Origin of the sequence: Pseudomonas sp. IT-P171 (assembly GCF_949767765.1) — a bacterium.
Lineage (GTDB): Bacteria > Pseudomonadota > Gammaproteobacteria > Pseudomonadales > Pseudomonadaceae > Aquipseudomonas > Aquipseudomonas fluorescens_B.
In genome coordinates this window covers 79,372-102,012 of record NZ_CATKQN010000033.1, presented here as the reverse complement: position 1 = coordinate 102,012, position 22,641 = coordinate 79,372, and the positions used below count along the sequence as shown (strand labels likewise).

Annotated in this window: 20 protein-coding genes; 19 read left to right on the top strand and 1 reads right to left on the bottom strand. The window is 59.8% G+C overall.

What is annotated here, in order from left to right; genetic code table 11:
- The first annotated feature begins 2 nt into the window (after positions 1 to 2).
- From ACM6I5_RS17805 to ACM6I5_RS17715, 19 genes are all read left to right on the top strand, one after another.
- Positions 3 to 1,172 (top strand): cupin domain-containing protein, encoded by a 1,170-nt coding sequence (locus ACM6I5_RS17805; protein WP_017339600.1) that lies wholly within the window; start codon positions 3 to 5, stop codon positions 1,170 to 1,172.
- Entirely contained in the window at positions 1,165 to 1,590 is a 426-nt protein-coding gene (locus ACM6I5_RS17800) for a GNAT family N-acetyltransferase (protein ID WP_017339601.1), read from the top strand. Before ACM6I5_RS17805 ends, ACM6I5_RS17800 begins: the two co-directional genes overlap by 8 nt.
- A 235-nt stretch (positions 1,591 to 1,825) precedes the next feature.
- Complete coding sequence (locus ACM6I5_RS17795) at positions 1,826 to 2,587, top strand: secretin N-terminal domain-containing protein (RefSeq protein WP_414880072.1); 762 nt, start codon at positions 1,826 to 1,828, stop codon at positions 2,585 to 2,587.
- A 501-nt stretch (positions 2,588 to 3,088) separates the two neighbouring features.
- A complete protein-coding gene (gene aceA, locus ACM6I5_RS17790) occupies positions 3,089 to 4,414 on the top strand; it encodes an isocitrate lyase (RefSeq protein ID WP_008032724.1) in 1,326 nt (441 codons plus the stop codon).
- Between the two features lie 546 nt (positions 4,415 to 4,960).
- Positions 4,961 to 5,374, top strand: a complete 414-nt coding sequence (locus tag ACM6I5_RS17785) for an NADH-quinone oxidoreductase subunit A (RefSeq protein WP_003223812.1) — start codon at positions 4,961 to 4,963, stop codon at positions 5,372 to 5,374.
- Between the two features lie 10 nt (positions 5,375 to 5,384).
- On the top strand, positions 5,385 to 6,059 hold the full coding sequence (locus tag ACM6I5_RS17780; RefSeq protein ID WP_007946424.1) for a NuoB/complex I 20 kDa subunit family protein: 675 nt from the start codon (positions 5,385 to 5,387) through the stop codon (positions 6,057 to 6,059).
- A 72-nt stretch (positions 6,060 to 6,131) separates the two neighbouring features.
- Positions 6,132 to 7,916 (top strand): NADH-quinone oxidoreductase subunit C/D, encoded by a 1,785-nt coding sequence (gene nuoC / locus ACM6I5_RS17775; RefSeq protein ID WP_017339603.1) that lies wholly within the window; start codon positions 6,132 to 6,134, stop codon positions 7,914 to 7,916.
- 2 nt (positions 7,917 to 7,918) lie between these two features.
- Positions 7,919 to 8,416, top strand: coding sequence for an NADH-quinone oxidoreductase subunit NuoE (nuoE, locus tag ACM6I5_RS17770; RefSeq protein WP_007946422.1), 498 nt, complete (start codon positions 7,919 to 7,921; stop codon positions 8,414 to 8,416).
- Entirely contained in the window at positions 8,413 to 9,768 is a 1,356-nt protein-coding gene (nuoF, locus tag ACM6I5_RS17765; RefSeq protein ID WP_017339604.1) for an NADH-quinone oxidoreductase subunit NuoF, read from the top strand. The genes nuoE and nuoF overlap by 4 nt, the downstream gene beginning before the upstream one ends.
- A gap of 137 nt (positions 9,769 to 9,905) precedes the next feature.
- Positions 9,906 to 12,620 carry an NADH-quinone oxidoreductase subunit NuoG gene (nuoG, locus tag ACM6I5_RS17760; RefSeq protein ID WP_414884305.1) on the top strand — a complete coding sequence of 905 codons (2,715 nt, stop codon included), beginning with the start codon at positions 9,906 to 9,908 and terminating at the stop codon, positions 12,618 to 12,620.
- Positions 12,617 to 13,624 (top strand): NADH-quinone oxidoreductase subunit NuoH, encoded by a 1,008-nt coding sequence (gene nuoH, locus ACM6I5_RS17755; protein ID WP_017339606.1) that lies wholly within the window; start codon positions 12,617 to 12,619, stop codon positions 13,622 to 13,624. Before nuoG ends, nuoH begins: the two co-directional genes overlap by 4 nt.
- A 12-nt stretch (positions 13,625 to 13,636) precedes the next feature.
- Positions 13,637 to 14,182, top strand: coding sequence for an NADH-quinone oxidoreductase subunit NuoI (gene nuoI, locus ACM6I5_RS17750; protein WP_007946418.1), 546 nt, complete (start codon positions 13,637 to 13,639; stop codon positions 14,180 to 14,182).
- 9 nt (positions 14,183 to 14,191) lie between these two features.
- Positions 14,192 to 14,695 carry an NADH-quinone oxidoreductase subunit J gene (nuoJ, locus tag ACM6I5_RS17745; RefSeq protein WP_084321326.1) on the top strand — a complete coding sequence of 168 codons (504 nt, stop codon included), beginning with the start codon at positions 14,192 to 14,194 and terminating at the stop codon, positions 14,693 to 14,695.
- Positions 14,696 to 14,697: 2 nt separating this feature from the next.
- On the top strand, positions 14,698 to 15,006 hold the full coding sequence (nuoK, locus tag ACM6I5_RS17740) for an NADH-quinone oxidoreductase subunit NuoK (RefSeq protein WP_007946416.1): 309 nt from the start codon (positions 14,698 to 14,700) through the stop codon (positions 15,004 to 15,006).
- Entirely contained in the window at positions 15,003 to 16,856 is a 1,854-nt protein-coding gene (nuoL, locus tag ACM6I5_RS17735; protein WP_414884304.1) for an NADH-quinone oxidoreductase subunit L, read from the top strand. Before nuoK ends, nuoL begins: the two co-directional genes overlap by 4 nt.
- 40 nt (positions 16,857 to 16,896) lie before the next feature.
- Positions 16,897 to 18,429, top strand: coding sequence for an NADH-quinone oxidoreductase subunit M (nuoM, locus tag ACM6I5_RS17730; RefSeq protein WP_017339609.1), 1,533 nt, complete (start codon positions 16,897 to 16,899; stop codon positions 18,427 to 18,429).
- A gap of 7 nt (positions 18,430 to 18,436) precedes the next feature.
- Positions 18,437 to 19,900, top strand: a complete 1,464-nt coding sequence (gene nuoN, locus ACM6I5_RS17725; protein WP_017339610.1) for an NADH-quinone oxidoreductase subunit NuoN — start codon at positions 18,437 to 18,439, stop codon at positions 19,898 to 19,900.
- 144 nt (positions 19,901 to 20,044) lie between these two features.
- Positions 20,045 to 20,365 carry a type II toxin-antitoxin system Phd/YefM family antitoxin gene (locus ACM6I5_RS17720; protein ID WP_238588351.1) on the top strand — a complete coding sequence of 107 codons (321 nt, stop codon included), beginning with the start codon at positions 20,045 to 20,047 and terminating at the stop codon, positions 20,363 to 20,365.
- Entirely contained in the window at positions 20,362 to 20,739 is a 378-nt protein-coding gene (locus ACM6I5_RS17715; RefSeq protein WP_414884303.1) for a type II toxin-antitoxin system VapC family toxin, read from the top strand. The genes ACM6I5_RS17720 and ACM6I5_RS17715 overlap by 4 nt, the downstream gene beginning before the upstream one ends.
- A 129-nt stretch (positions 20,740 to 20,868) precedes the next feature.
- Here ACM6I5_RS17715 and ACM6I5_RS17710 read toward each other — a convergent pair whose 3' ends face one another.
- Positions 20,869 to 22,611, bottom strand: a complete 1,743-nt coding sequence (locus ACM6I5_RS17710; RefSeq protein ID WP_017339613.1) for an extracellular solute-binding protein — start codon at positions 22,609 to 22,611, stop codon at positions 20,869 to 20,871.
- Positions 22,612 to 22,641: the final 30 nt, after the last annotated feature.

Below are 22,641 nucleotides of genomic sequence, written 5' to 3'. Positions count from 1 at the left end.
ACATGAATCCTGATATTCCTCTTCAACTTCTGGGTGGCATCACGGCGCGCGAATTCCTGCGTGACTACTGGCAGAAAAAACCGCTGCTGATCCGTCAGGCAATTCCTGATTTCGAAAGCCCGATCGACGCCGACGAATTGGCCGGCCTGGCGCTGGAAGAAGAAGTTGAATCGCGCCTGGTAATCGAAAACGGCGAGCGCCCTTGGGAATTGCGTCGCGGTCCGTTCGCCGAAGACGAATTCAGCAAACTGCCGGAACGTGACTGGACCCTGCTGGTTCAAGCGGTTGACCAGTTCGTTCCGGAAGTTTCTGAGCTGCTGGAAAACTTCCGCTTCCTGCCGAGCTGGCGCGTCGACGACGTGATGATCAGCTTCGCCGCCCCGGGTGGCAGCGTCGGTCCGCACTTCGATAACTACGATGTGTTCCTGCTGCAGGGTCACGGCAAGCGCAACTGGAAAATCGGCCAGATGTGCGATTCCGAGAGCAAGTTGCTGCAACACGCGGACCTGCGCATCCTCGCTGATTTCGAAGCCACCGATGAGTGGGTCCTGGAACCTGGCGACATGCTCTACCTGCCGCCGCGCCTGGCCCACTGCGGTGTTGCGATTGATGACTGCATGACCTACTCGGTCGGCTTCCGCGCCCCGAGCGCTTCTGAAGTGCTGACTCACTTCACTGACTTCCTCAGCCAGTTCCTGACCGATGAAGAGCGCTACACCGATGCCGACGCCCTGCCGGCGGTCGATCCGCACCAGATTCAGCACGACGCCCTTGATCGCCTGAAAGCCTTGCTGGCCGAGCACATGAGCGACGAGCGCCTGCTGCTGACCTGGTTTGGCCAGTACATGACCGAGCCGCGCTACCCGGAACTCGTGGTAGGCCCGGAAGAGATCGAAGAAGACGACCTGCTTGCCAGCCTGGAGCAAGGCGCAATACTGATCCGCAACCCGAGCGCACGCCTGGCCTGGTCCGAAGTCGATGACGACCTGTTGCTGTTCGCCAGCGGCCAGAGCCGTTACCTGCCAGGCAAGCTGCGTGAGCTGTTGAAAATGATCTGCGCTGCCGACTCCCTGCACGCCGACAATCTGGGCGAGTGGCTGACCGACGAAGACAGCCGCGGCTTGCTGTGCGAACTGATCAAGCAAGGAAGCCTGGGGTTTGCTGATGAATAAAATTCACGTACGTGTCGCAGACTGGCAAAAGGATAACGCCGAGATCCGGCGCATTCGTGAGACGGTGTTCATCGCCGAGCAATCCGTTCCGCCTGAACTGGAATGGGATGCAGATGATGCAACAGCGGTGCATTTTCTGGCCTTCGAAGGCGACTTTCCGATTGGCACCGCCCGCCTGCTGCCCGACGGGCATGTTGGCCGGGTGTCGGTGCTGAAAGACTGGCGCGGCTTGAAAGTGGGCGATGCGCTGATGCAAGCGGTGATCGGTGAAGCCGAGAAGCGCGGTTTGAAGCAGCAGATGCTGAGCGCGCAGGTTCAGGCGACGGCGTTCTATGAGCGCCTGGGCTTCAGCCTGGTCAGTGAGGAATTCCTGGAAGCCGGGATTCCGCATGTGGACATGGTGCGACATTCCGCCTGAGCCCCTGTGGCGAGGGAGCTTGCTCCCGCTGGGGCGCGAAGCGGCCCCAAAAACGTTGGACGGCTAAGCAGCCCAGCGGGAGCAAGCTCCCTCGCCACAAAAGCTTCAAAGCACTGCACAAAACGCCCTGTCATCACACGATGTCGGGGCGTTTTGCTGTCTACGATTCAACTTGCCCCACGGCGGGCCGACAAACTGGCAAACTCAAGACATCAAGAAGTCGGAGATAACGGATATGTCCCTACGCACCCTGCTCACCACGCTGCTGTTGACCTGCAGTTTTTCGGTCATGGCCGCCACCGAGATCGTGCCGTTGAACTACCACACCAGCGCCGACATGCTGCCGATGGCCCAGGATTTCATCGGCAAGGATGGCCAGGTCAGCGCCTATGGCAACCAGCTGATCGTCAATGCCGATCAGCGCAAGATCGACGAACTTAAAGCCCTTGTTGCCCAACTCGATACTCAGCCAAAGCGCCTGCTGATTACCGTCGACACCAACGAAAACAACTTCCAGGGCGACCAGGGTTATTCAGTCAATGGCGCCAAACCGAGCCAGACCCGAATCATCAATCGCAGCACCGAAAGCCGTGACGGCGGCATTCAGCAAGTTCAGGCCAGCGAAGGCTCACCGGCACTGATCCAGGTCGGACAAAGCGTACCGCTGACCAGCACGCAGATCGATTCCTACGGCGACCCGCGCAGCCAGACCGAATACCGCAACGTCACCCAGGGTTTCTACGTTACCGCGAGCGTCACCGGCGACATCGTTCACCTGTCGATCAGTACCAACCGTGACCGCATGAGCCAGGAACGTCCCGATGTAGTGAATGTGCAAAGCACCGACACAACCGTCACCGGACGCCTGGGCGAATGGATCACCCTGGCCGGCGTGAACCGCCAGACTCAGGCCGACAAACAAGGCCTGACCCGCAGCTACTCGACCCAGGGCCGGGATGACATGACCCTGCGGGTGAAAGTCGATACTTTGGACTAAACCACCGAAAACTGACTGATTAGTCGTATTAGACCAAAGATGTAGTGCTTGAAAAAAAGCACTACAAAACGTTTGACGAGCCAAAAAAGCAAAGGCATGATGGCCTCGCTCCCGCTAATCAGGGGCCCTGGCAAGGGCCTTCGAAGCGATGCTCGCATCTACCCCGCGAGCCGTTTCGTGTCTGTACCGCCCACAAGGTGTGTTTGACGAGGTTGCCGACTGGAACGAAGTTGTCCCGAGGGACGGAAGCGTATTTAGGTAAACCCGGCATCACACTGAAGTTCGTATAGAGGCCCACGACGCCCGAATGCGCCCGCCAGTCCGCCCTTACCTGCTCACTTCCCCTCGAGCCCATCGTTCATCCTGTCGCCAATCCCGCCAAATACCCCTTGACCGCCTAAGCTTCTGGTCAGCGAGCTGCCTCATGCGCCCCTTTGAAATTGCGTGTTCGGCTGGAGCAGGAATTTTCCACCCAAGACCTATGCGACGAGGTTTATCTCCATGGCACTGACACGCGAACAGCAAATTGCAGCCCTCGAAAAAGACTGGGCTGAAAACCCACGCTGGAAAGGCGTGACACGCGCTTACTCCGCTGCTGACGTCGTCCGCCTGCGTGGCTCGGTTCAACCTGAGCACACCTTTGCAAAATTGGGCGCCGAGAAGCTTTGGAACCTGGTTACCCAGGGCGCCAAGCCGTCCTTCCGTCCTGAGAAAGATTTCGTCAACTGCATGGGCGCCCTGACCGGCGGCCAGGCTGTACAACAAGTCAAAGCCGGTATCCAGGCGATCTACCTGTCGGGCTGGCAAGTCGCGGCGGACAACAACTCCGCCGAATCGATGTACCCGGACCAGTCGCTGTACCCGGTGGATTCGGTTCCAACCGTGGTCAAGCGCATCAACAACTCGTTCCGTCGTGCTGACCAGATCCAGTGGAAAGCCGGTAAAGGCCCGGGCGACGAAGGCTACATCGACTACTTCGCTCCAATCGTGGCAGACGCTGAAGCCGGTTTCGGCGGCGTACTGAACGCTTACGAGCTGATGAAGAGCATGATCGAAGCAGGCGCCGCCGGCGTTCACTTCGAAGACCAACTGGCTTCCGTGAAAAAATGCGGCCACATGGGTGGCAAGGTACTGGTTCCTACCCAGGAAGCTGTGCAGAAGCTGACCGCCGCTCGTCTGGCAGCTGACGTTGCCGGCACGCCGACCATCATCCTGGCTCGTACCGACGCCAACGCGGCTGACCTGCTGACGTCCGATTGCGACCCGTACGACCAGCCATTCGTGACTGGCGAACGTACTCAGGAAGGTTTCTACAAAGTGCGCGCCGGTCTCGACCAGGCGATCGCTCGCGGCCTGGCTTACGCGCCGTACGCCGACCTGATCTGGTGTGAAACCGCCAAGCCGGATCTGGACGAGGCTCGTCGCTTCGCTGAAGCGATCAAAAAGGAATACCCGGACCAACTGCTGTCGTACAACTGCTCGCCTTCCTTCAACTGGAAGAAAAACCTGGACGACGCGACCATCGCCAAGTTCCAGCGCGAATTGTCCGCCATGGGTTACAAGCACCAGTTCATCACCCTGGCCGGCATTCACAACATGTGGCACAGCATGTTCAACCTGGCGCACGACTACGCCCGCAACGACATGACTGCCTACGTGAAACTGCAAGAGCAGGAATTCGCTGACGCCGCCAAGGGTTACACCTTCGTGGCTCACCAGCAGGAAGTGGGCACCGGCTACTTCGACGACATGACCACCGTGATCCAGGGTGGCTCGTCTTCGGTTACCGCGCTGACCGGTTCGACTGAAGAAGAACAGTTCCACTGATCTGACTCACCGAAACAAACGGCCGTTGCGGACCGAATAAAAGCTAACCGCAACGCCGCACATCTGACGCCCCGACTGGTTCGGGGCGTTTTTTTGCCTGTGATTTTTCACCGGCCCTGCAAAACCCTGCAGGAGTCCGGACAAAAAACCTTGATCCAGAGCATTCTCACGATCAGGAAAACACGGTAAAACGACCCTGCCCGCTACTTGCAGTAACGCGCATATAAGACAACTTTCCGGCCACCCACCCGTTAAACACTTTAAAAATCAAGCCAAACAATATTGATTATCATTTATCTGCAACTATGTTCGTTACATTCCCTACAAAACAATATTGATGAAAACCCTGCTAATGCCCGCAACGCATGGGCTGCGTGGGTTAGGAGGCTTGCTATGTCCTTATTCCGCTAAATAATTTCGCTATCTGAATTTTACTTGCACGGTGTTGTGCCATAAAATCAGCGGGATTGATTGCTGCGACATATCGTCACTGCTTTGTTTCTTTTCAAGCTCAGAGACCTTTGCTCTCTGTTAAGGATTACCAGCATGCCCGAAGCGACAGGACTCATGGCCCACAACTGGGGCTTTGCCATTTTCCTTCTGGGCGTTGTCGGCCTGTGCGCCTTCATGCTCGGCGTCTCCAGCCTCCTCGGGTCAAAAGCCTGGGGCCGCAGCAAAAACGAACCGTTCGAGTCCGGCATGCTACCTACAGGTGGCGCCCGCTTGCGGCTCTCAGCCAAATTCTATCTGGTCGCGATGCTCTTCGTGATCTTCGATATCGAAGCCCTCTTTCTCTTTGCCTGGTCTGTGTCCGTCCGCGAAAGCGGCTGGACCGGATTCGTCGAAGCTCTCGTTTTCATAGCAATTCTGTTGGCAGGTCTTGTCTACCTGTTCCGAGTGGGCGCCCTTGACTGGGCTCCGGAAGCTCGTCGCAAGCGGCAGGCGAAGCTGAAACAATGAGGCTTTGGCAATGCAATACAATCTCACCAGGATCGACCCCGATGCTCCTAACGAGCAGTATCCGATTGGCGAACGGGAAACCGTTTCCGATCCGTTAGAAGATCAAGTCCACAAAAACATCTTCATGGGCAAGCTCGAAGACGTGCTTAACGGCACGATCAACTGGGGGCGCAAGAACTCCCTGTGGCCGTATAACTTCGGTCTTTCGTGCTGCTACGTGGAAATGACCACCGCCTTCACGGCGCCCCACGACATCGCGCGCTTTGGCGCCGAGGTTATCCGGGCATCGCCGCGCCAGGCGGATTTCATGGTTATCGCCGGTACCTGCTTCATCAAGATGGCGCCGATCATCCAGCGTCTCTACGAGCAAATGCTCGAACCTAAATGGGTAATTTCCATGGGTTCGTGCGCCAACTCCGGTGGCATGTACGACATCTACTCTGTCGTTCAAGGGGTGGACAAGTTCCTGCCCGTGGACGTCTACGTGCCTGGCTGCCCGCCCCGTCCTGAAGCTTTTCTGCAAGGCTTGATGCTCTTGCAGGAGTCGATTGGACAGGAGCGTCGTCCGCTTTCCTGGGTCGTTGGTGATCAAGGCGTTTACCGCGCCGAGATGCCTTCCGAGAAGGAAAAGCGCCGCGAACAGCGAATCGCAGTCACCAACCTGCGCAGCCCCGACGAAGTCTGATCCAGATCTGCTTCTTTAATAGAACGAGACACTGGCTTCATTCTTTACGTTGACCGAAAGCGATAAATAACCATGACTACAGGCAGTGCTCTGTACATCCCGCCTTACAAGGCAGACGACCAGGATGTGGTCGTCGAACTGAACAACCGTTTTGGCCCCGAGGCATTCACCGCCCAGCCTACCCGCACCGGCATGCCGGTGCTTTGGGTTGCCCGCGCCAGACTCGTCGAAGTCCTGACCTTCCTGCGCAACCTGCCCAAGCCGTACGTCATGCTCTATGACCTGCACGGCGTGGACGAGCGTCTGCGTACCAAGCGTCAAGGGCTGCCAAGCGGCGCCGACTTCACTGTGTTCTATCACCTGATGTCGATCGAACGTAACAGTGACGTGATGATCAAGGTCGCCTTGTCCGAGAGCGACCTCAGCGTACCGACCGTCACCGGCATCTGGCCGAACGCCAACTGGTACGAACGTGAAGTCTGGGACATGTACGGCATCGACTTCAAAGGTCACCCGCACCTGACCCGCATCATGATGCCGCCGACCTGGGAAGGTCACCCGCTGCGCAAGGACTTCCCGGCCCGTGCCACCGAGTTCGACCCGTTCAGCCTGACCCTGGCCAAGCAACAGCTTGAGGAAGAGGCCGCGCGCTTCAAGCCTGAAGACTGGGGCATGAAGCGTTCCGGTGCGAACGAGGACTACATGTTCCTCAACCTCGGCCCGAACCACCCTTCTGCCCACGGTGCGTTCCGCATCATCCTGCAGCTGGACGGCGAAGAGATCGTCGACTGCGTGCCGGACGTCGGTTACCACCACCGTGGCGCCGAGAAGATGGCCGAGCGCCAGTCCTGGCACAGCTTCATCCCGTACACCGACCGTATCGACTACCTCGGCGGCGTGATGAACAACCTGCCGTATGTGCTCTCGGTCGAGAAGCTCGCCGGTATCAAGGTGCCCGAGAAGGTCGACGTCATCCGCATCATGATGGCCGAGTTCTTCCGGATCACCAGCCACCTGCTGTTCCTGGGGACTTACATCCAGGACGTCGGCGCCATGACCCCGGTATTCTTCACCTTCACCGACCGTCAGAAGGCGTACACGGTGATCGAAGCCATCACCGGTTTCCGTCTGCACCCGGCCTGGTATCGCATCGGCGGCGTCGCCCACGACCTACCGCGCGGCTGGGAAAAACTGGTGAAGGATTTCGTCGAGTGGATGCCAAAGCGTCTGGACGAATACCAGAAAGCCGCGCTGGACAACAGCATCCTCAAAGGCCGGACCATCGGCGTCGCCGCCTACAACACCAAAGAGGCCTTCGAATGGGGCGTCACCGGTGCAGGCCTGCGTTCGACCGGTTGCGACTTCGACCTGCGTAAAGCCCGCCCGTACTCCGGGTACGAGAACTTCGAATTCGAAGTGCCGCTGGCCGCCAATGGCGATGCCTACGATCGTTGCATCGTGCGTGTCGAAGAAATGCGCCAGAGCATCAAGATCATCGAGCAGTGCATGCGCAACATGCCGGAAGGCCCGTACAAGGCGGATCACCCGCTGACTACCCCGCCGCCGAAAGAACGCACGCTGCAACACATCGAGACCCTGATCACGCACTTCCTGCAAGTTTCGTGGGGCCCGGTCATGCCGGCCAACGAATCCTTCCAGATGATCGAAGCGACCAAGGGCATCAACAGTTATTACCTGACGAGCGATGGCGGCACCATGAGCTACCGCACCCGGATTCGCACCCCAAGCTTCCCGCATCTGCAGCAGATCCCTTCGGTGATCAAAGGCAGCATGGTCGCGGACTTGATCGCGTACCTGGGTAGTATCGATTTCGTTATGGCCGACGTGGACCGCTAAGCATGAACAGCACGCTTATCCAGACAGACCGTTTCACCTTGAGTGAAACCGAGCGCTCGGCCATCGAGCACGAGTTGCATCACTACGAAGACCCGCGCGCGGCGTCGATCGAAGCCCTGAAGATCGTCCAGAAGGAACGTGGCTGGGTGCCTGATGGCGCGCTCTACGCCATTGGCGAGATCCTCGGCATCCCGGCGAGCGACGTTGAAGGCGTGGCCACTTTCTATAGCCAGATCTTCCGTCAGCCGGTTGGCCGTCACATCATTCGCGTCTGCGACAGCATGGTCTGCTACATCGGCGGCCACGAGTCCGTGGTCAGCGAAATCCAGAGCAATCTGGGTATCGGCCTGGGTCAGACCACCGCCGACGGTCGCTTCACCTTGCTGCCGGTCTGCTGCCTCGGCAACTGCGACAAGGCCCCGGCGTTGATGATCGACGACGACACTTTCGGTGATGTGCAGCCTGCCGGCGTTGCCAAATTGCTCGAGGGCTACGTATGACCCTGACTTCCTTCGGTCCTGCCAACCGCATCAAGCGTTCGGCCGAGACTCACCCGCTGACCTGGCGTCTGCGTGACGACGGCGAAGCCGTATGGCTCGACGAGTACCAGGCCAAGAACGGTTACGCCGCTGCACGCAAGGCCTTCGCCGACATGGCTCAGGACGACATCGTCCAGACCGTGAAAGACGCCGGCCTCAAGGGTCGCGGCGGTGCAGGCTTCCCCACGGGCGTTAAGTGGGGCCTGATGCCAAAAGACGAATCCATCAACATCCGCTACCTGCTGTGCAACGCGGATGAAATGGAGCCGAACACCTGGAAAGACCGCATGCTGATGGAGCAACTGCCCCATCTGCTGATCGAAGGCATGCTGATCAGTGCCCGCGCGCTGAAAACCTACCGTGGCTACATCTTCCTGCGTGGCGAATACACCACCGCCGCCAAGCACCTCAACCGTGCCGTGGAAGAAGCCAAGGCAGCCGGCCTGCTGGGCAAGAACATCCTGGGCAGCGGCTTCGATTTCGAGCTGTTCGTCCACACCGGCGCCGGGCGTTACATCTGCGGTGAAGAAACCGCACTGATCAACTCCCTTGAAGGCCGCCGCGCCAACCCGCGCTCCAAGCCGCCCTTCCCTGCCGCCGTTGGCGTGTGGGGCAAGCCGACGTGCGTGAACAACGTTGAAACCCTGTGCAACGTCCCGGCGATCATTGCCGACGGCGTGGACTGGTACAAATCGTTGGCCCGCGAAGGCAGTGAAGACATGGGCACCAAGCTCATGGGCTTCTCCGGCAAGGTCAAGAACCCTGGCCTGTGGGAATTGCCGTTCGGCGTCACCGGTCGTGAGTTGTTTGAAGACTACGCCGGCGGCATGCGCGACGGTTACAAGCTCAAGTGCTGGCAGCCAGGCGGCGCCGGTACCGGTTTCCTGTTGCCGGAACACCTTGACGCACAAATGTACGCCGGCGGCATCGCCAAGGTGGGCACCCGCATGGGTACCGGCCTGGCCATGGCGGTGGACGACAGCGTCAACATGGTTTCCCTGCTGCGCAACATGGAAGAGTTCTTCTCCCGTGAGTCGTGCGGTTTCTGCACCCCGTGCCGTGACGGTTTGCCGTGGAGCGTCAAGCTGCTGCGTGCGATCGAGAACGGCGAAGGGCAAGCCGGCGATATCGAGACCCTGTTGGGTCTGGTCGGCTTCCTCGGCCCGGGCAAGACCTTCTGTGCTCACGCACCGGGCGCCGTGGAGCCGTTGGGCAGCGCAATCAAATACTTCCGCCATGAGTTCGAAGCCGGCATCGCGCCTACCAGCGCCGTCGTCCCGCCTCTGGCCAGGCCGATCGTAGTCGGCGCGTAAACGCTTAAAAAAGCGAAGGGTCCGTGCCCTTCGCTTTGTCGTGTGATGACGCCGCAAGCGGCTGAGTTGATTCATGCGAATAACAAGATTCCATTAGCCACGCCCGCTGACACCGGGCCAACGAAGAACTTTGAACCATGGCCACTATCCACGTAGACGGCAAAGAGCTCGAAGTCGATGGGGCAGACAACCTGTTACAGGCGTGTCTGTCGCTAGGCCTCGATATCCCTTATTTCTGCTGGCACCCAGCCCTAGGCAGCGTTGGCGCTTGCCGCCAGTGTGCGGTCAAGCAGTACACCGACGAGAACGACAAGCGTGGTCGGATCGTCATGTCCTGCATGACGCCCGCCACCGACGGCAGCTGGATCTCCATTGACGACGAAGAAGCGAAAGTATTCCGCGCCAGCGTCGTTGAATGGCTGATGACCAACCACCCTCACGACTGCCCGGTCTGTGAGGAAGGCGGCCACTGCCACCTGCAAGACATGACGGTGATGACCGGCCACAACGAGCGCCGTTATCGCTTCACCAAGCGTACTCACCAGAACCAGCAACTGGGCCCGTTCATTTCCCACGAGATGAACCGCTGCATCGCTTGCTACCGCTGCGTGCGCTTCTACAAGGACTACGCCGGCGGCACCGACCTCGGTGTGTTCGGCGCCCACGACAACGTGTACTTCGGTCGCGTTGAAGACGGCACCCTGGAAAGCGAGTTCTCCGGCAACCTCACCGAGGTCTGCCCGACCGGTGTGTTCACCGACAAGACTCACTCCGAGCGCTACAACCGCAAGTGGGACATGCAGTTCTCGCCGAGCATCTGCCATGGCTGCTCCAGCGGTTGCAACATTTCCCCGGGCGAGCGTTACGGTGAACTGCGTCGTATCGAAAACCGCTTCAACGGTTCGGTCAACCAGTACTTCCTGTGCGACCGTGGCCGTTTCGGCTATGGCTACGTCAACCGCGAAGACCGCCCGCGTCAGCCTCTGCTGGCCAACGGCACCAAGCTGAGCCTCGACGAAGCGCTGGATAAAGCCGCTGACCTGCTGCGCGGTCGCAACATCGTCGGTATCGGTTCGCCCCGCGCCAGCCTCGAAAGCAACCACGCGTTGCGCGAGCTGGTCGGCGCCGAGCACTTCTACTCCGGTATCGAAGCCTCCGAGCTGGAACGCATTCGCCTGGTCATGCAGGTGCTGAAAGACAGCCCGCTGCCGATCCCGAACATGCGCGACATCGAAGACCACGATGCGATTTTCGTCCTCGGTGAAGACCTGACCCAGACCGCAGCCCGTATGGCGCTGTCCCTGCGTCAATCGGTCAAGGGCAAGGCCGAAGACATGGCCGACGCCATGCGCGTTCAGCCTTGGCTCGACGCTGCGGTGAAGAACATCGGTCAGCACGAACTGAACCCGCTATTCATCGCCAGCCTGGCTGAAACCAAGCTCGACGACATCGCCGAAGAATGCGTTCACGCCGCTCCGGACGACCTGGCCCGCATCGGTTTCGCCGTGGCTCACGCCCTCGATGCCAGCGCTCCGGCGGTTGAAGGCCTGGACTCTGAAGCCCTCGACCTGGCCAAGCGCATTGCCGACGCCCTGCTCGCGGCCAAGCGTCCGCTGATCATCGCCGGCACCTCGCTGGGTTCCAAGGCGCTGATCGAAGCCGCCGCGAACATCGCCAAAGCCTTGAAGCTGCGCGAGAAGAACGGCTCCATCAGCCTGATCGTGCCTGAGGCCAACAGCCTCGGCCTGGCCATGCTCGGTGGCGACTCGGTCGACGACGCGCTGCAGGCAGTGATCGATGGCAAGGCCGACGCCATCGTCGTGCTGGAAAACGATCTGTACACCCGTACCGACAAAGCCAAGGTTGATGCCGCACTGACCGCTGCGAAAGTGGTAATCGTCGCGGACCATCAGAAGACCGCCACCAGCGATCGCGCGCACCTGGTGCTGCCAGCCGCCAGCTTCGCTGAAGGCGACGGTACGCTGGTCAGCCAGGAAGGTCGCGCCCAGCGCTTCTTCCAGGTCTTCGACCCGAAATACATGGACGCGAGCATCCTGGTTCACGAAGGCTGGCGCTGGCTGCATGCCCTGCGCGCCACCCTGCTGAACCAGCCGATCGACTGGACCCAGCTGGACCACGTCACCGCTGCCGTCGCTTCGAGCACGCCGCAACTGGCGCGTATCGTTGATGCCGCACCGTCCGCCGCGTTCCGCATCAAGGGCATGAAACTGGCCCGCGAACCGCTGCGTTACTCGGGTCGTACGGCCATGCGCGCAGACATCAGCGTGCACGAACCGCGTACCCCGCAAGACAACGACACCGCGTTCAACTTCTCGATGGAAGGTTACTCGGGCTCGGCCGAACCGCGTCAGCAAGTGCCATTTGCCTGGTCTCCGGGCTGGAACTCGCCGCAAGCCTGGAACAAGTTCCAGGACGAAGTCGGTGGCCACATCCGCGCTGGCGACCCGGGCACCCGCCTGATCGAAAGCAGCGGTGACTCGCTGAACTGGTTTGCCGCTGTCCCGCGCGCATTCAACCCGGCGCCGGGCACCTGGCAGGTCGTGCCGTTCTTCCACCTGCTCGGCAGCGAAGAGAACTCTTCGAAAGCCGCACCGGTTCAGGAACGCATTCCGGCTGCCTACGTGGCACTGGCCAAGTCCGAAGCCGACCGTCTGGGTGTCAACGACGGTGCCATGCTGAGCTTGAACGTCGCTGGCCAGACCTTGTGTCTGCCACTGCGCATCAACGAAGAGCTGGGTGCCGGTCTGGTTGCATTGCCGGCCGGTATCGCCGGCATTCCGCCCGCGATCTTTGGCAAATCCGTTGATGGTCTGCAGGAGGCAGCGCTATGACTTGGTTCACTCCTGAAGTGATCGGTGTGATCATCTCGGTCATCCAGGCCATCGTGATTCTGCTCGCCGTAGTGGTCTGCGGCGCGCTGTTGAGCTGGGTCGAGCGTCGTTTGCTCGCCCTCTGGCAGGACCGTTACGGTCCGAACCGCGTCGGCCCGTTCGGCGCGTTCCAGATCGCAGCGGACATGATCAAGATGTTCTTCAAGGAAGACTGGACGCCACCGTTCGCCGACAAGATGATCTTCACCCTGGCACCGGTCGTGGCCATGAGCGCCCTGCTGATTGCCTTCGCGATCATCCCGATCACCCCGACCTGGGGTGTGGCGGACCTGAACATCGGCATCCTGTTCTTCTTCGCCATGGCCGGTCTGTCGGTCTACGCGGTGCTGTTCGCCGGCTGGTCGAGCAACAACAAGTTCGCCCTGCTGGGCAGCTTGCGGGCTTCGGCGCAAACCGTGTCGTACGAAGTGTTCATGGGCCTGTCGCTGATGGGCATCGTGATCCAGGTCGGCTCGTTCAACATGCGCGACATCGTTGATTATCAAGCCCAGAACCTGTGGTTCATCATTCCGCAGATCTTCGGTTTCCTGACCTTCTTCATCGCCGGCGTCGCCGTGACTCACCGTCACCCGTTCGACCAGCCGGAAGCGGAGCAGGAACTGGCCGACGGTTACCACATTGAATACGCCGGGATGAAATGGGGCATGTTCTTCGTCGGCGAGTACATCGGTATCGTGCTGATTTCGGCGCTGCTGGTGACCTTGTTCTTCGGTGGCTGGCACGGTCCGTTCGGCATTCTGCCGCAGATCCCGTTCATCTGGTTCGCGCTGAAAACCGCGTTCTTCATCATGATCTTCATCCTGCTGCGCGCCTCGATTCCGCGCCCACGGTATGACCAAGTGATGGATTTCAGCTGGAAGTTCTGCCTGCCGCTGACCCTCGTCAACATGCTGGTGACCGCTGCGATCGTGTTGCTCAACACGCCCGCCGTCGCGGCTCAGTGAGGATAGAGAATCATGAAGTACATATTTGACATCGTGCATGGCTTCTTCACCCAGCTTCGCAGCCTGGTGATGATCTTCGGCCATGCCTTCCGCAAGCGCGACACGCTGCAGTACCCGGAAGAAGCCGTGTACCTGCCGCCGCGCTACCGTGGCCGTATCGTCCTGACCCGCGACCCCGATGGTGAAGAGCGTTGTGTAGCCTGCAACCTGTGCGCCGTGGCGTGCCCGGTCGGCTGCATCTCGCTGCAGAAAGCTGAAACCGAAGACGGTCGCTGGTACCCGGACTTCTTCCGCATCAACTTCTCGCGCTGCATTTTCTGCGGCCTCTGCGAGGAAGCCTGCCCGACCACCGCGATCCAGCTGACACCGGATTTCGAGATGGCCGAGTTCAAACGTCAGGACCTGGTTTACGAGAAAGAAGATCTGCTGATCTCCGGCCCCGGCAAAAACCCTGATTACAACTTCTATCGTGTTGCAGGTATGGCGATTGCCGGGAAGCCGAAAGGCTCCGCGCAGAATGAAGCCCAGCCGATCAACGTGAAGAGCTTGCTGCCTTAAGGAAGAAAGATGGAATTCGCTTTCTATTTCGCATCGGGTATCGCTGTGGTGTCCACGCTTCGCGTGATCACCCACACCAACCCTGTGCACGCCCTGCTCTACCTGATCATTTCGCTGATCGCCGTGGCCATGACGTTTTTCGCCCTCGGCGCACCGTTTGCCGGTGTTCTGGAAGTGATTGCCTACGCTGGCGCCATCATGGTGCTGTTCGTGTTCGTGGTGATGATGCTGAACCTGGGCCCGGCCTCGGTTCAGCAAGAGCGCGTCTGGCTCAAGCCCGGCATCTGGCTCGGCCCGGTGATTCTCGGCACCCTGCTGCTGGTTGAACTGCTGTACGTGCTGTTCTCCCATCAGAGCGGCCAGGCCATCGGCCACACCACCGTAGACGCCAAGGCCGTGGGCATCAGCCTGTTCGGTCCTTATCTGCTGGTGGTCGAACTCGCCTCGATGCTGCTGCTCGCCGCAGCCGTCACGGCGTTCCACTTGGGCCGCAACGAAGCCAAGGAGCAATGACGATGCCTGCTATCCCTATGGAGCATGGTCTGGCGGTCGCCGGCATCCTGTTCTGCCTCGGTCTGGTTGGCCTGATGGTCCGCCGCAACATTTTGTTTGTGTTGATGAGTCTTGAAGTGATGATGAATGCCTCTGCACTGGCCTTCATCGTTGCCGGTAGCCGCTGGGCGCAGCCGGATGGACAGATCATGTTCATCCTGGTGATCAGCCTGGCAGCCGCCGAGGCCAGTATTGGCCTGGCGATTCTGCTGCAGCTGTATCGCCGCTTCCACACTCTCGATATCGACGCTGCCAGCGAGATGCGCGGATGAATCTTCTCTATCTGACTTTCGTATTCCCTCTCATAGGTTTCCTGCTGCTGTCGTTCTCCCGTGGACGCCTCTCGGAAAACCTGTCTGCCCTGATCGGCGTCGGTTCCATCGGCTTGTCCGCCATCGTCACGGCCTACGTGATCTGGCAATTCAATGTCGCGCCACCTGAAGGCGGTCACTACACCCTGGTGTTGTGGCAGTGGATGGCGGTGGAAGGCTTCACGCCGAACTTCGCGCTGTACCTGGACGGCCTGTCCGTGACCATGCTCGGTGTGGTCGTCGGCGTCGGCTTCCTGATCCACCTGTTCGCGTCCTGGTACATGCGCGGTGAAGCCGGTTACTCGCGCTTCTTCGCCTACACCAACCTGTTTATCGCCAGCATGCTGTTCCTGGTGCTGGGCGATAACCTGTTGTTCCTGTACTTCGGCTGGGAAGGCGTGGGCTTGTGCTCGTACCTGTTGATCGGTTTCTACTACAGCAACCGCAACAACGGTAACGCCGCACTCAAAGCCTTTATCGTGACCCGCATCGGCGACGTGTTCATGGCCATCGGCCTGTTCATCCTGTTCGCGCAACTGGGCACGCTGAACGTCCAGGAACTGCTGGTGCTGGCACCGCAGAAATTCCAGGCCGGCGACTTCTGGATGGTCATGGCCACCCTGATGCTGCTGGGCGGCGCTGTCGGTAAATCCGCGCAACTGCCGCTGCAAACCTGGCTGGCGGATGCGATGGCCGGTCCTACCCCGGTTTCGGCACTGATCCACGCCGCGACCATGGTGACCGCCGGTGTCTACCTGATCGCCCGTACCCACGGTCTGTTCACCCTGGCGCCGGAGATCCTGCACCTGGTCGGCATCGTCGGCGGCGTGACCCTGGTCCTCGCCGGTTTTGCCGCACTGGTCCAGACCGACATCAAACGTATCCTCGCCTACTCGACCATGAGCCAGATCGGCTACATGTTCCTGGCGCTGGGCGTCGGTGCCTGGGATGGCGCGATCTTCCACCTGATGACCCACGCGTTCTTCAAGGCCCTGCTGTTCCTTGCCTCCGGTGCGGTGATCGTTGCCTGCCACCACGAGCAGAACATCTTCAAGATGGGCGGCCTGTGGAAGAAACTGCCACTGGCCTACGCCAGCTTCATCGTCGGCGGCGCGGCCCTCGCGGCGTTGCCACTGGTGACCGCAGGTTTCTATTCCAAGGACGAAATCCTTTGGGAAGCGTTCGCCAGCGGCAACAACGGTCTGCTGTACGCCGGTCTGGTCGGTGCGTTCATGACGTCGCTGTACACCTTCCGCCTGATCTTCATCGCGTTCCACGGTGAAGCGAAGACCGAAGCGCACGCCGGCCACGGCATTGCTCACTGGCTGCCACTGTCGGTGCTGATCGTATTGTCCACCGCCATTGGCGCGATGATCGTTCCGCCGCTGCACGGTGTACTGCCGCAAAGCGTCGGCCACGCCGGCGGCGAAGCCAAGCACAGTCTGGAAATCGCTTCGGGCGCCATTGCCCTGGCCGGTATCCTGCTGGCCGCGCTGCTGTTCCTCGGCAAGCGTCGTTTCGTTACTGCAATCGCCAACAGCGGCATCGGCCGCTTCCTTTCGGCCTGGTGGTTCGCTGCCTGGGGCTTCGACTGGATCTACGACAAACTGTTCGTCAAGCCATACCTTGCGATCAGCCACGTACTGCGCAAAGACCCGCTCGACCAGACCATCGGTCTGATCCCGCGTATGGCCAAAGGCGGTCACACCGCCCTGAGCCGTACCGAAACCGGTCAACTGCGTTGGTACGCGGCCTCGATGGCAGCCGGCTCCGTGCTGGTCATCGGCGCCATCGTGCTGGTAGCGGTCTGAATATGAACCTTGCGAACTTGCGAAAGGAATTGAGCCCGTCATGATTCTGCCTTGGCTAATCCTGATCCCCTTTATCGGCGGCCTGCTGTGCTGGATGGGTGAGCGCTTCGGCGCTACCCTCCCCCGCTGGATTGCGCTGATCACCATGTCCCTGTTGCTCTCCCTCGGCCTCTGGCTGTGGGCCACCGGTGACTATTCATTTGCACCAAAGCCCGGCGCCGATCCGACCTGGGCGCTTGAGTTCAAGCACATCTGGATCGAACGCTTCGGCATCAGCGTGCACCTGGCCCTCGACGGCCTGTCGCTGCTGATGATCATGCTGACCGGTCTGCTGGGCGTACTCTCGGTCCTCTGCTCGTGGAAAGAAATCCAACGTCACGTTGGCTTCTTCCACCTGAACCTGATGTGGATCCTGGGCGGTGTCGTTGGCGTGTTCCTCGCCCTCGACCTGTTCATGTTCTTCTTCTTCTGGGAAATGATGCTGGTGCCGATGTACTTCCTCATCGCGCTCTGGGGTCACAGTTCTTCGGACGGCAAGAAAACCCGGATCTACGCGGCGACCAAGTTCTTCATCTTCACTCAGGCTTCCGGCCTGATCATGCTGGTGGCGATCCTCGGTCTGGTTCTGGTCAACTTCAACGACACCGGCGTGATTACGTTCAACTACGCCGACCTGTTGAAAACCAAGATGTCGCTGACCACCGAGTACATCCTGATGCTCGGCTTCTTCATCGCCTTCGCGGTGAAGCTGCCTGTGGTGCCGTTCCACTCCTGGTTGCCTGACGCTCACGCCCAGGCGCCAACCGCGGGTTCGGTTGACCTCGCCGGTATCTTGCTGAAAACCGCTGCCTACGGTCTGCTGCGTTTCGCCCTGCCGCTGTTCCCGAATGCCTCGGCCGAGTTCGCGCCGATCGCCATGACCCTCGGTCTGATCGGGATCTTCTACGGCGCGTTCCTGGCTTTCGCACAAACCGACATCAAGCGTCTGATCGCCTTCTCATCCGTTTCCCACATGGGCTTCGTACTGATCGGCATCTACTCCGGCAGCCAACTGGCGTTGCAGGGCGCGGTGATGCAGATGCTGGCGCACGGTCTGTCGGCCGCGGCACTGTTTATCCTGAGTGGTCAGCTGTACGAACGCACCCACACCCGCGACATGCGTGAAATGGGTGGCCTGTGGTCGAAGATCGCTTACCTGCCGGCCCTCAGCCTGTTCTTTGCAGCGGCGTCGCTGGGCTTGCCGGGTACCGGTAACTTCGTCGGCGAGTTCCTGATCCTGATCGGCACCTTCCCGGCTGCGCCTGTGGTCACCATCATCGCGACGTCGGGCCTGGTGTTCGGTTCGGTCTACTCGCTGATCATGATCCACCGTGCGTACTTCGGTCCGGCCAAATCGGACGCGGTACTGCATGGCATGGACGGTCGCGAAATGATCATGGTGGTCGGGCTTGCGGCGCTGCTGATCTACATCGGCGTGTACCCGCAACCGTTCCTCGATACCTCTGCTGCGACGATGCATGGCGTGCAGCAATGGCTCGGCACCGCCTTCACTCAACTCGCTTCGGCCCGGTAAGAGCGCTATGGAATTCACGACTCAACACTTTATCGCGCTAGCGCCGTTGTTGATCACCAGCGCCACGATCATCGTGGTGATGCTGGCGATCGCCTGGCGCCGCAACCACTCGCAGACCTTCCTGATTTCCGTGGCGGGTCTGAACCTGGCGCTGCTGTCGATCCTGCCAGCCCTGAAAGTCGCGCCACTGGCTGTGACTCCACTGCTGCAGATCGATAACTTCGCCTGCCTGTACATGGCGCTGATCCTGGTCGCCACCCTCGCCTGTGTGACCCTCGCCCACGCCTACCTCGGCGATGGCGGTTCGGGTTACCCGGGCAACCGCGAAGAACTGTACCTGCTGATCCTGATGGCCGCCGCCGGTGGCCTGGTTCTGGTCAGCGCGCAACACCTGGCCGGGTTGTTCATCGGTCTGGAACTGTTGTCGGTGCCGGTCTACGGTCTGGTGGCTTATGCCTTCTTCAACAAGCGTTCGCTGGAAGCCGGTATCAAGTACATGGTGTTGTCGGCCGCCGGCTCCGCGTTCCTGTTGTTCGGTATGGCCCTGCTCTACGCCGATTCCGGCAGCCTGAGCTTCGTCGGTATCGGCCAGGCCCTCGCGGCCACCGGCCTGCCAAGCTCGCTGGCGCAACTGGGCCTGGGCATGATGCTGATCGGCCTGGCGTTCAAACTGTCGCTGGTACCGTTCCACCTCTGGACCCCGGACGTTTACGAAGGTGCTCCGGCACCGGTGGCGGCGTTCCTGGCTACCGCGTCCAAAGTCGCGGTGTTCGCGGTGATGGTGCGTCTGTTCCAGATCTCGCCAGCGGCGAGCAGCGGTGTACTCAGCGACGTGCTGACCATCATCGCCATTGCCTCGATCCTGTTCGGTAACCTGCTGGCCCTGACCCAGAGCAACCTCAAGCGTCTGCTGGGTTACTCGTCCATCGCCCACTTCGGTTACCTGCTGATCGCCCTGGTGGCGAGCAAGGGTCTGGCCGTGGAAGCCATCGGCGTGTACCTGGTCACCTACGTGATCACCAGCCTCGGTGCGTTCGGCGTGATCACTCTGATGTCCTCGCCCTACAACGGCCGTGACGCCGATGCCCTGTACGAATACCGCGGCCTGTTCTGGCGCCGTCCGTACCTGACCGCCGTCCTCACCGTGATGATGCTGTCCCTGGCCGGTATCCCGCTGACCGCGGGCTTCATCGGCAAGTTCTACATCATCGCCACCGGTGTCGAGTCGCACCAGTGGTGGCTGGTCGGTTCCCTGGTACTGGGCAGCGCCATCGGCGTGTTCTACTACTTGCGCGTGATGGTCACCCTGTACCTGATCGAGCCAAACCTGCGTCGCCACGATGCGCAGCTGCACTGGGAACAACGTGCAGGCGGCGTGATGCTGCTGGCCATCGCCGCACTGGCGTTCTTCCTTGGTCTGTATCCGCAGCCGTTGCTGGTCCTGGTGCAACAATCGGGGTTGGCGGGTTGATCGCCTAGCGATACCCGGTAGAAAACAGAAACGGCACCTTCGGGTGCCGTTTTTGCGTTTGTGGGATTTGTTTCCGTTGCCCTGCCCTCTCCCGACAATCCCCGAAAGCTCTCGCCGTATTACCGGCCTCTTCCTACATCCAACATTGAGCAGTTGGAACGACGCATCTTTACCGCCTGCAAAAATTCTGGCTATATTTGTCCAGAATCTGAGGAGGAAGGAACCATGATCGTCGTTCCGTTAGCCGAAGCAAAAAATAACTTGTCCAAACTTGTCGACGACGCGGCAGCCGGCCAGACCATCACGATTTCCAAACATGGTCGCGCCCTTGCTCGACTGGTTCCCGTCGGGAAAACCTACGGACAGCGCATTGGAGCTATGAAGGGCAAACTTATACTTCCTCAAGACTTTGATGCTCCACTGCCCGACGAAATGCTGGATGCCTTTGAAGGAACTCACGAATGAGGGTTCTGCTTGATACCCATGTTCTGCTCTGGACCCTTAGCGATGATCCCAAGCTATCTGGTAAAGCCAGAAAGCTCATCGAAAGCGCCGCCGACATTTACATCAGTGCGGCGACCTTCTGGGAAATGGCGATCAAGGTCGGGCTTGGGAAACTTAACGTTGATCTGGATGAAATCCGCCAATACTGTCTCGAAAGCGGGTTCATCGAGTTACCGGTAACTTCGGAGCATGCCATTGCAGTAAAAGACCTGGAACATCACCATCGAGATCCATTCGATCGCCTGATTGTTGCAACGGCCCTTACTGAACCCATGAAACTCCTTACCGCTGACTCAGTTGTTGCTCAGTACACGGATATGGCTGTTTTGGTCTGATCGCTCCACTCTAATTAATGCGCTGCCTCTAATGCCCTCATCGCGAGCAGGCTGCTCGCGACAGCGGCGGAACAGGCACTAATAAAAACGGCACCTTTCGGTGCCGTTCGCCTTTCTCGGTTCTGCGGTTTACTTACGTGCGTCCGCCCACGACTTCAGCAGTTCGTTGTAGCTCACGGTTTCGCCCTTCGGCTTCTCGTTCGCCAGTTTCGGTTTCGGTGCACCCGGTTGATCGAACCAGTATTGCGCATCGCGCTCGGGGTTCATTTTCGGGGCGCAGGTGGCTTGGGCCTTGGAGCGTTCCAGACGGGACATGATTGCGTCCTGGTCCTTGGCCAGACCGTCGAGCGCCTGTTGCGGGGTTTTGTCGCCGCTGGCGGCTTCGGCGATGTGGCTCCACCACAATTGCGCCAAACGCGGATAGTCCGGCACGTTGGTCCCGGTCGGGGTCCATTGCACGCGGGCCGGGCTGCGGTAGAACTCGACCAGGCCACCAAGTTTCGGCGCCAGATCGGTCATCGCTTGGGAGTTGATGTCCGACTCGCGAATCGGTGTCAGGCCGACAATGGTTTTCTTCAGCGACACGGTTTTCGACGTCACGAACTGCGCATAGAGCCAGGCCGCCAGTTTCTGCTTCTCAGGCGTGGATTTCATGAACGTCCAGGAACCCACGTCCTGATACCCCAGCTTCATGCCCTCCTCCCAATACGGACCCCGTGGCGAAGGTGCCATGCGCCATTTCGGTGTGCCATCGGCGTTCACCACCGGCAGACCCGGTTTGGTCATGTCAGCCGTGAATGCGGTGTACCAGAAGATCTGCTGGGCAATGTTGCCTTGGGACGGCACCGGGCCGGACTCGGAGAAGGTCATGCCAGCCGCTTCCGGTGGCGCGTAGGCCTTGAGCCAGTCGACGTATTTGGTGGTTGCAAAGACCGCCGCCGGGCCATTGGTGTCGCCACCGCGCGTCACGCTGGAACCGACCGGGTGGCAATCCTCGACGCGGATACCCCATTCGTCCACCGGCAAACCGTTAGGCAATCCCTTGTCGCCGCCACCCGCCATGGAGAACCAGGCATCGGTGAAACGCCAGCCCAGTGACGGGTCTTTCTTGCCGTAGTCCATGTGCCCGTAGACCCGCTTGCCGTCGATTTCCTTGACGTCTTCGCTGAAGAACTTGGCGATGTCTTCATAGGCTGACCAGTTCACCGGCACGCCCAGTTCGTAACCGTACTTTTCCTTGAATTTGGCTTTAAGGTCCGCACGCTCGAACCAGTCGGCGCGGAACCAATAGAGGTTGGCGAACTGTTGGTCGGGCAGTTGATAGAGCTTGCCGTCGGGAGCGGTGGTGAAGGAAAGGCCGATGAAATCCTTGAGGTCCAGGGTCGGCGAAGTGAAGTTCTTGCCTTCATTGGCCATCAGGTCGGTGATCGATTCCGTCTTGCCGTAGCGGAAGTGCGTACCGATCAGGTCCGAGTCATTGACCCAGCCGTCATAGATGCTCTTGTCTGACTGCATCACGGTCTGCAGCTTTTCCACCACGTCGCCTTCTTGCAGCAGGTCGTGGGTCACCTTGATCCCGGTGATCTCGGTAAAGGCCTTGGCCAGCACCTTGGACTCATATTCGTGAGTGGTCAGGGTTTCCGAGACAACCTTGATGTCCATCCCGCGAAACGGCTCGGCGGCCTTGATGAACCACTTCAGTTCCGCGAGCTGCTGATCTGCCGTCAGGGTGGACGGCTTGAACTCACTGCCTATCCATTTCTTCGCGGCGTCTTCATAGGCATCGGCCCAGGCCGAAGCGCTCAAACCGCTGAGTGCCAGCATGGCTGCCAATGAAATGCTATGTCGCAGCTTATTGTTTTTGTCGAACATAGAGACCTCCTTATTGGGTTTCGGAGCAAC

What these genes read in the sequence shown, in the direction of transcription:
- ACM6I5_RS17805 (WP_017339600.1), top strand. Translation starts at nt 3, where the DNA reads ATGAATCCTGATATTCCTCTTCAACTTCTGGGTGGCATCACGGCGCGC.
- ACM6I5_RS17800 (WP_017339601.1), top strand. Translation starts at nt 1,165, where the DNA reads ATGAATAAAATTCACGTACGTGTCGCAGACTGGCAAAAGGATAACGCC.
- ACM6I5_RS17795 (WP_414880072.1), top strand. Translation starts at nt 1,826, where the DNA reads ATGTCCCTACGCACCCTGCTCACCACGCTGCTGTTGACCTGCAGTTTT.
- aceA (WP_008032724.1), top strand. Translation starts at nt 3,089, where the DNA reads ATGGCACTGACACGCGAACAGCAAATTGCAGCCCTCGAAAAAGACTGG.
- ACM6I5_RS17785 (WP_003223812.1), top strand. Translation starts at nt 4,961, where the DNA reads ATGCCCGAAGCGACAGGACTCATGGCCCACAACTGGGGCTTTGCCATT.
- ACM6I5_RS17780 (WP_007946424.1), top strand. Translation starts at nt 5,385, where the DNA reads ATGCAATACAATCTCACCAGGATCGACCCCGATGCTCCTAACGAGCAG.
- nuoC (WP_017339603.1), top strand. Translation starts at nt 6,132, where the DNA reads ATGACTACAGGCAGTGCTCTGTACATCCCGCCTTACAAGGCAGACGAC.
- nuoE (WP_007946422.1), top strand. Translation starts at nt 7,919, where the DNA reads ATGAACAGCACGCTTATCCAGACAGACCGTTTCACCTTGAGTGAAACC.
- nuoF (WP_017339604.1), top strand. Translation starts at nt 8,413, where the DNA reads ATGACCCTGACTTCCTTCGGTCCTGCCAACCGCATCAAGCGTTCGGCC.
- nuoG (WP_414884305.1), top strand. Translation starts at nt 9,906, where the DNA reads ATGGCCACTATCCACGTAGACGGCAAAGAGCTCGAAGTCGATGGGGCA.
- nuoH (WP_017339606.1), top strand. Translation starts at nt 12,617, where the DNA reads ATGACTTGGTTCACTCCTGAAGTGATCGGTGTGATCATCTCGGTCATC.
- nuoI (WP_007946418.1), top strand. Translation starts at nt 13,637, where the DNA reads ATGAAGTACATATTTGACATCGTGCATGGCTTCTTCACCCAGCTTCGC.
- nuoJ (WP_084321326.1), top strand. Translation starts at nt 14,192, where the DNA reads ATGGAATTCGCTTTCTATTTCGCATCGGGTATCGCTGTGGTGTCCACG.
- nuoK (WP_007946416.1), top strand. Translation starts at nt 14,698, where the DNA reads ATGCCTGCTATCCCTATGGAGCATGGTCTGGCGGTCGCCGGCATCCTG.
- nuoL (WP_414884304.1), top strand. Translation starts at nt 15,003, where the DNA reads ATGAATCTTCTCTATCTGACTTTCGTATTCCCTCTCATAGGTTTCCTG.
- nuoM (WP_017339609.1), top strand. Translation starts at nt 16,897, where the DNA reads ATGATTCTGCCTTGGCTAATCCTGATCCCCTTTATCGGCGGCCTGCTG.
- nuoN (WP_017339610.1), top strand. Translation starts at nt 18,437, where the DNA reads ATGGAATTCACGACTCAACACTTTATCGCGCTAGCGCCGTTGTTGATC.
- ACM6I5_RS17715 (WP_414884303.1), top strand. Translation starts at nt 20,362, where the DNA reads ATGAGGGTTCTGCTTGATACCCATGTTCTGCTCTGGACCCTTAGCGAT.
- ACM6I5_RS17710 (WP_017339613.1), bottom strand. Translation starts at nt 22,611, where the DNA reads ATGTTCGACAAAAACAATAAGCTGCGACATAGCATTTCATTGGCAGCC.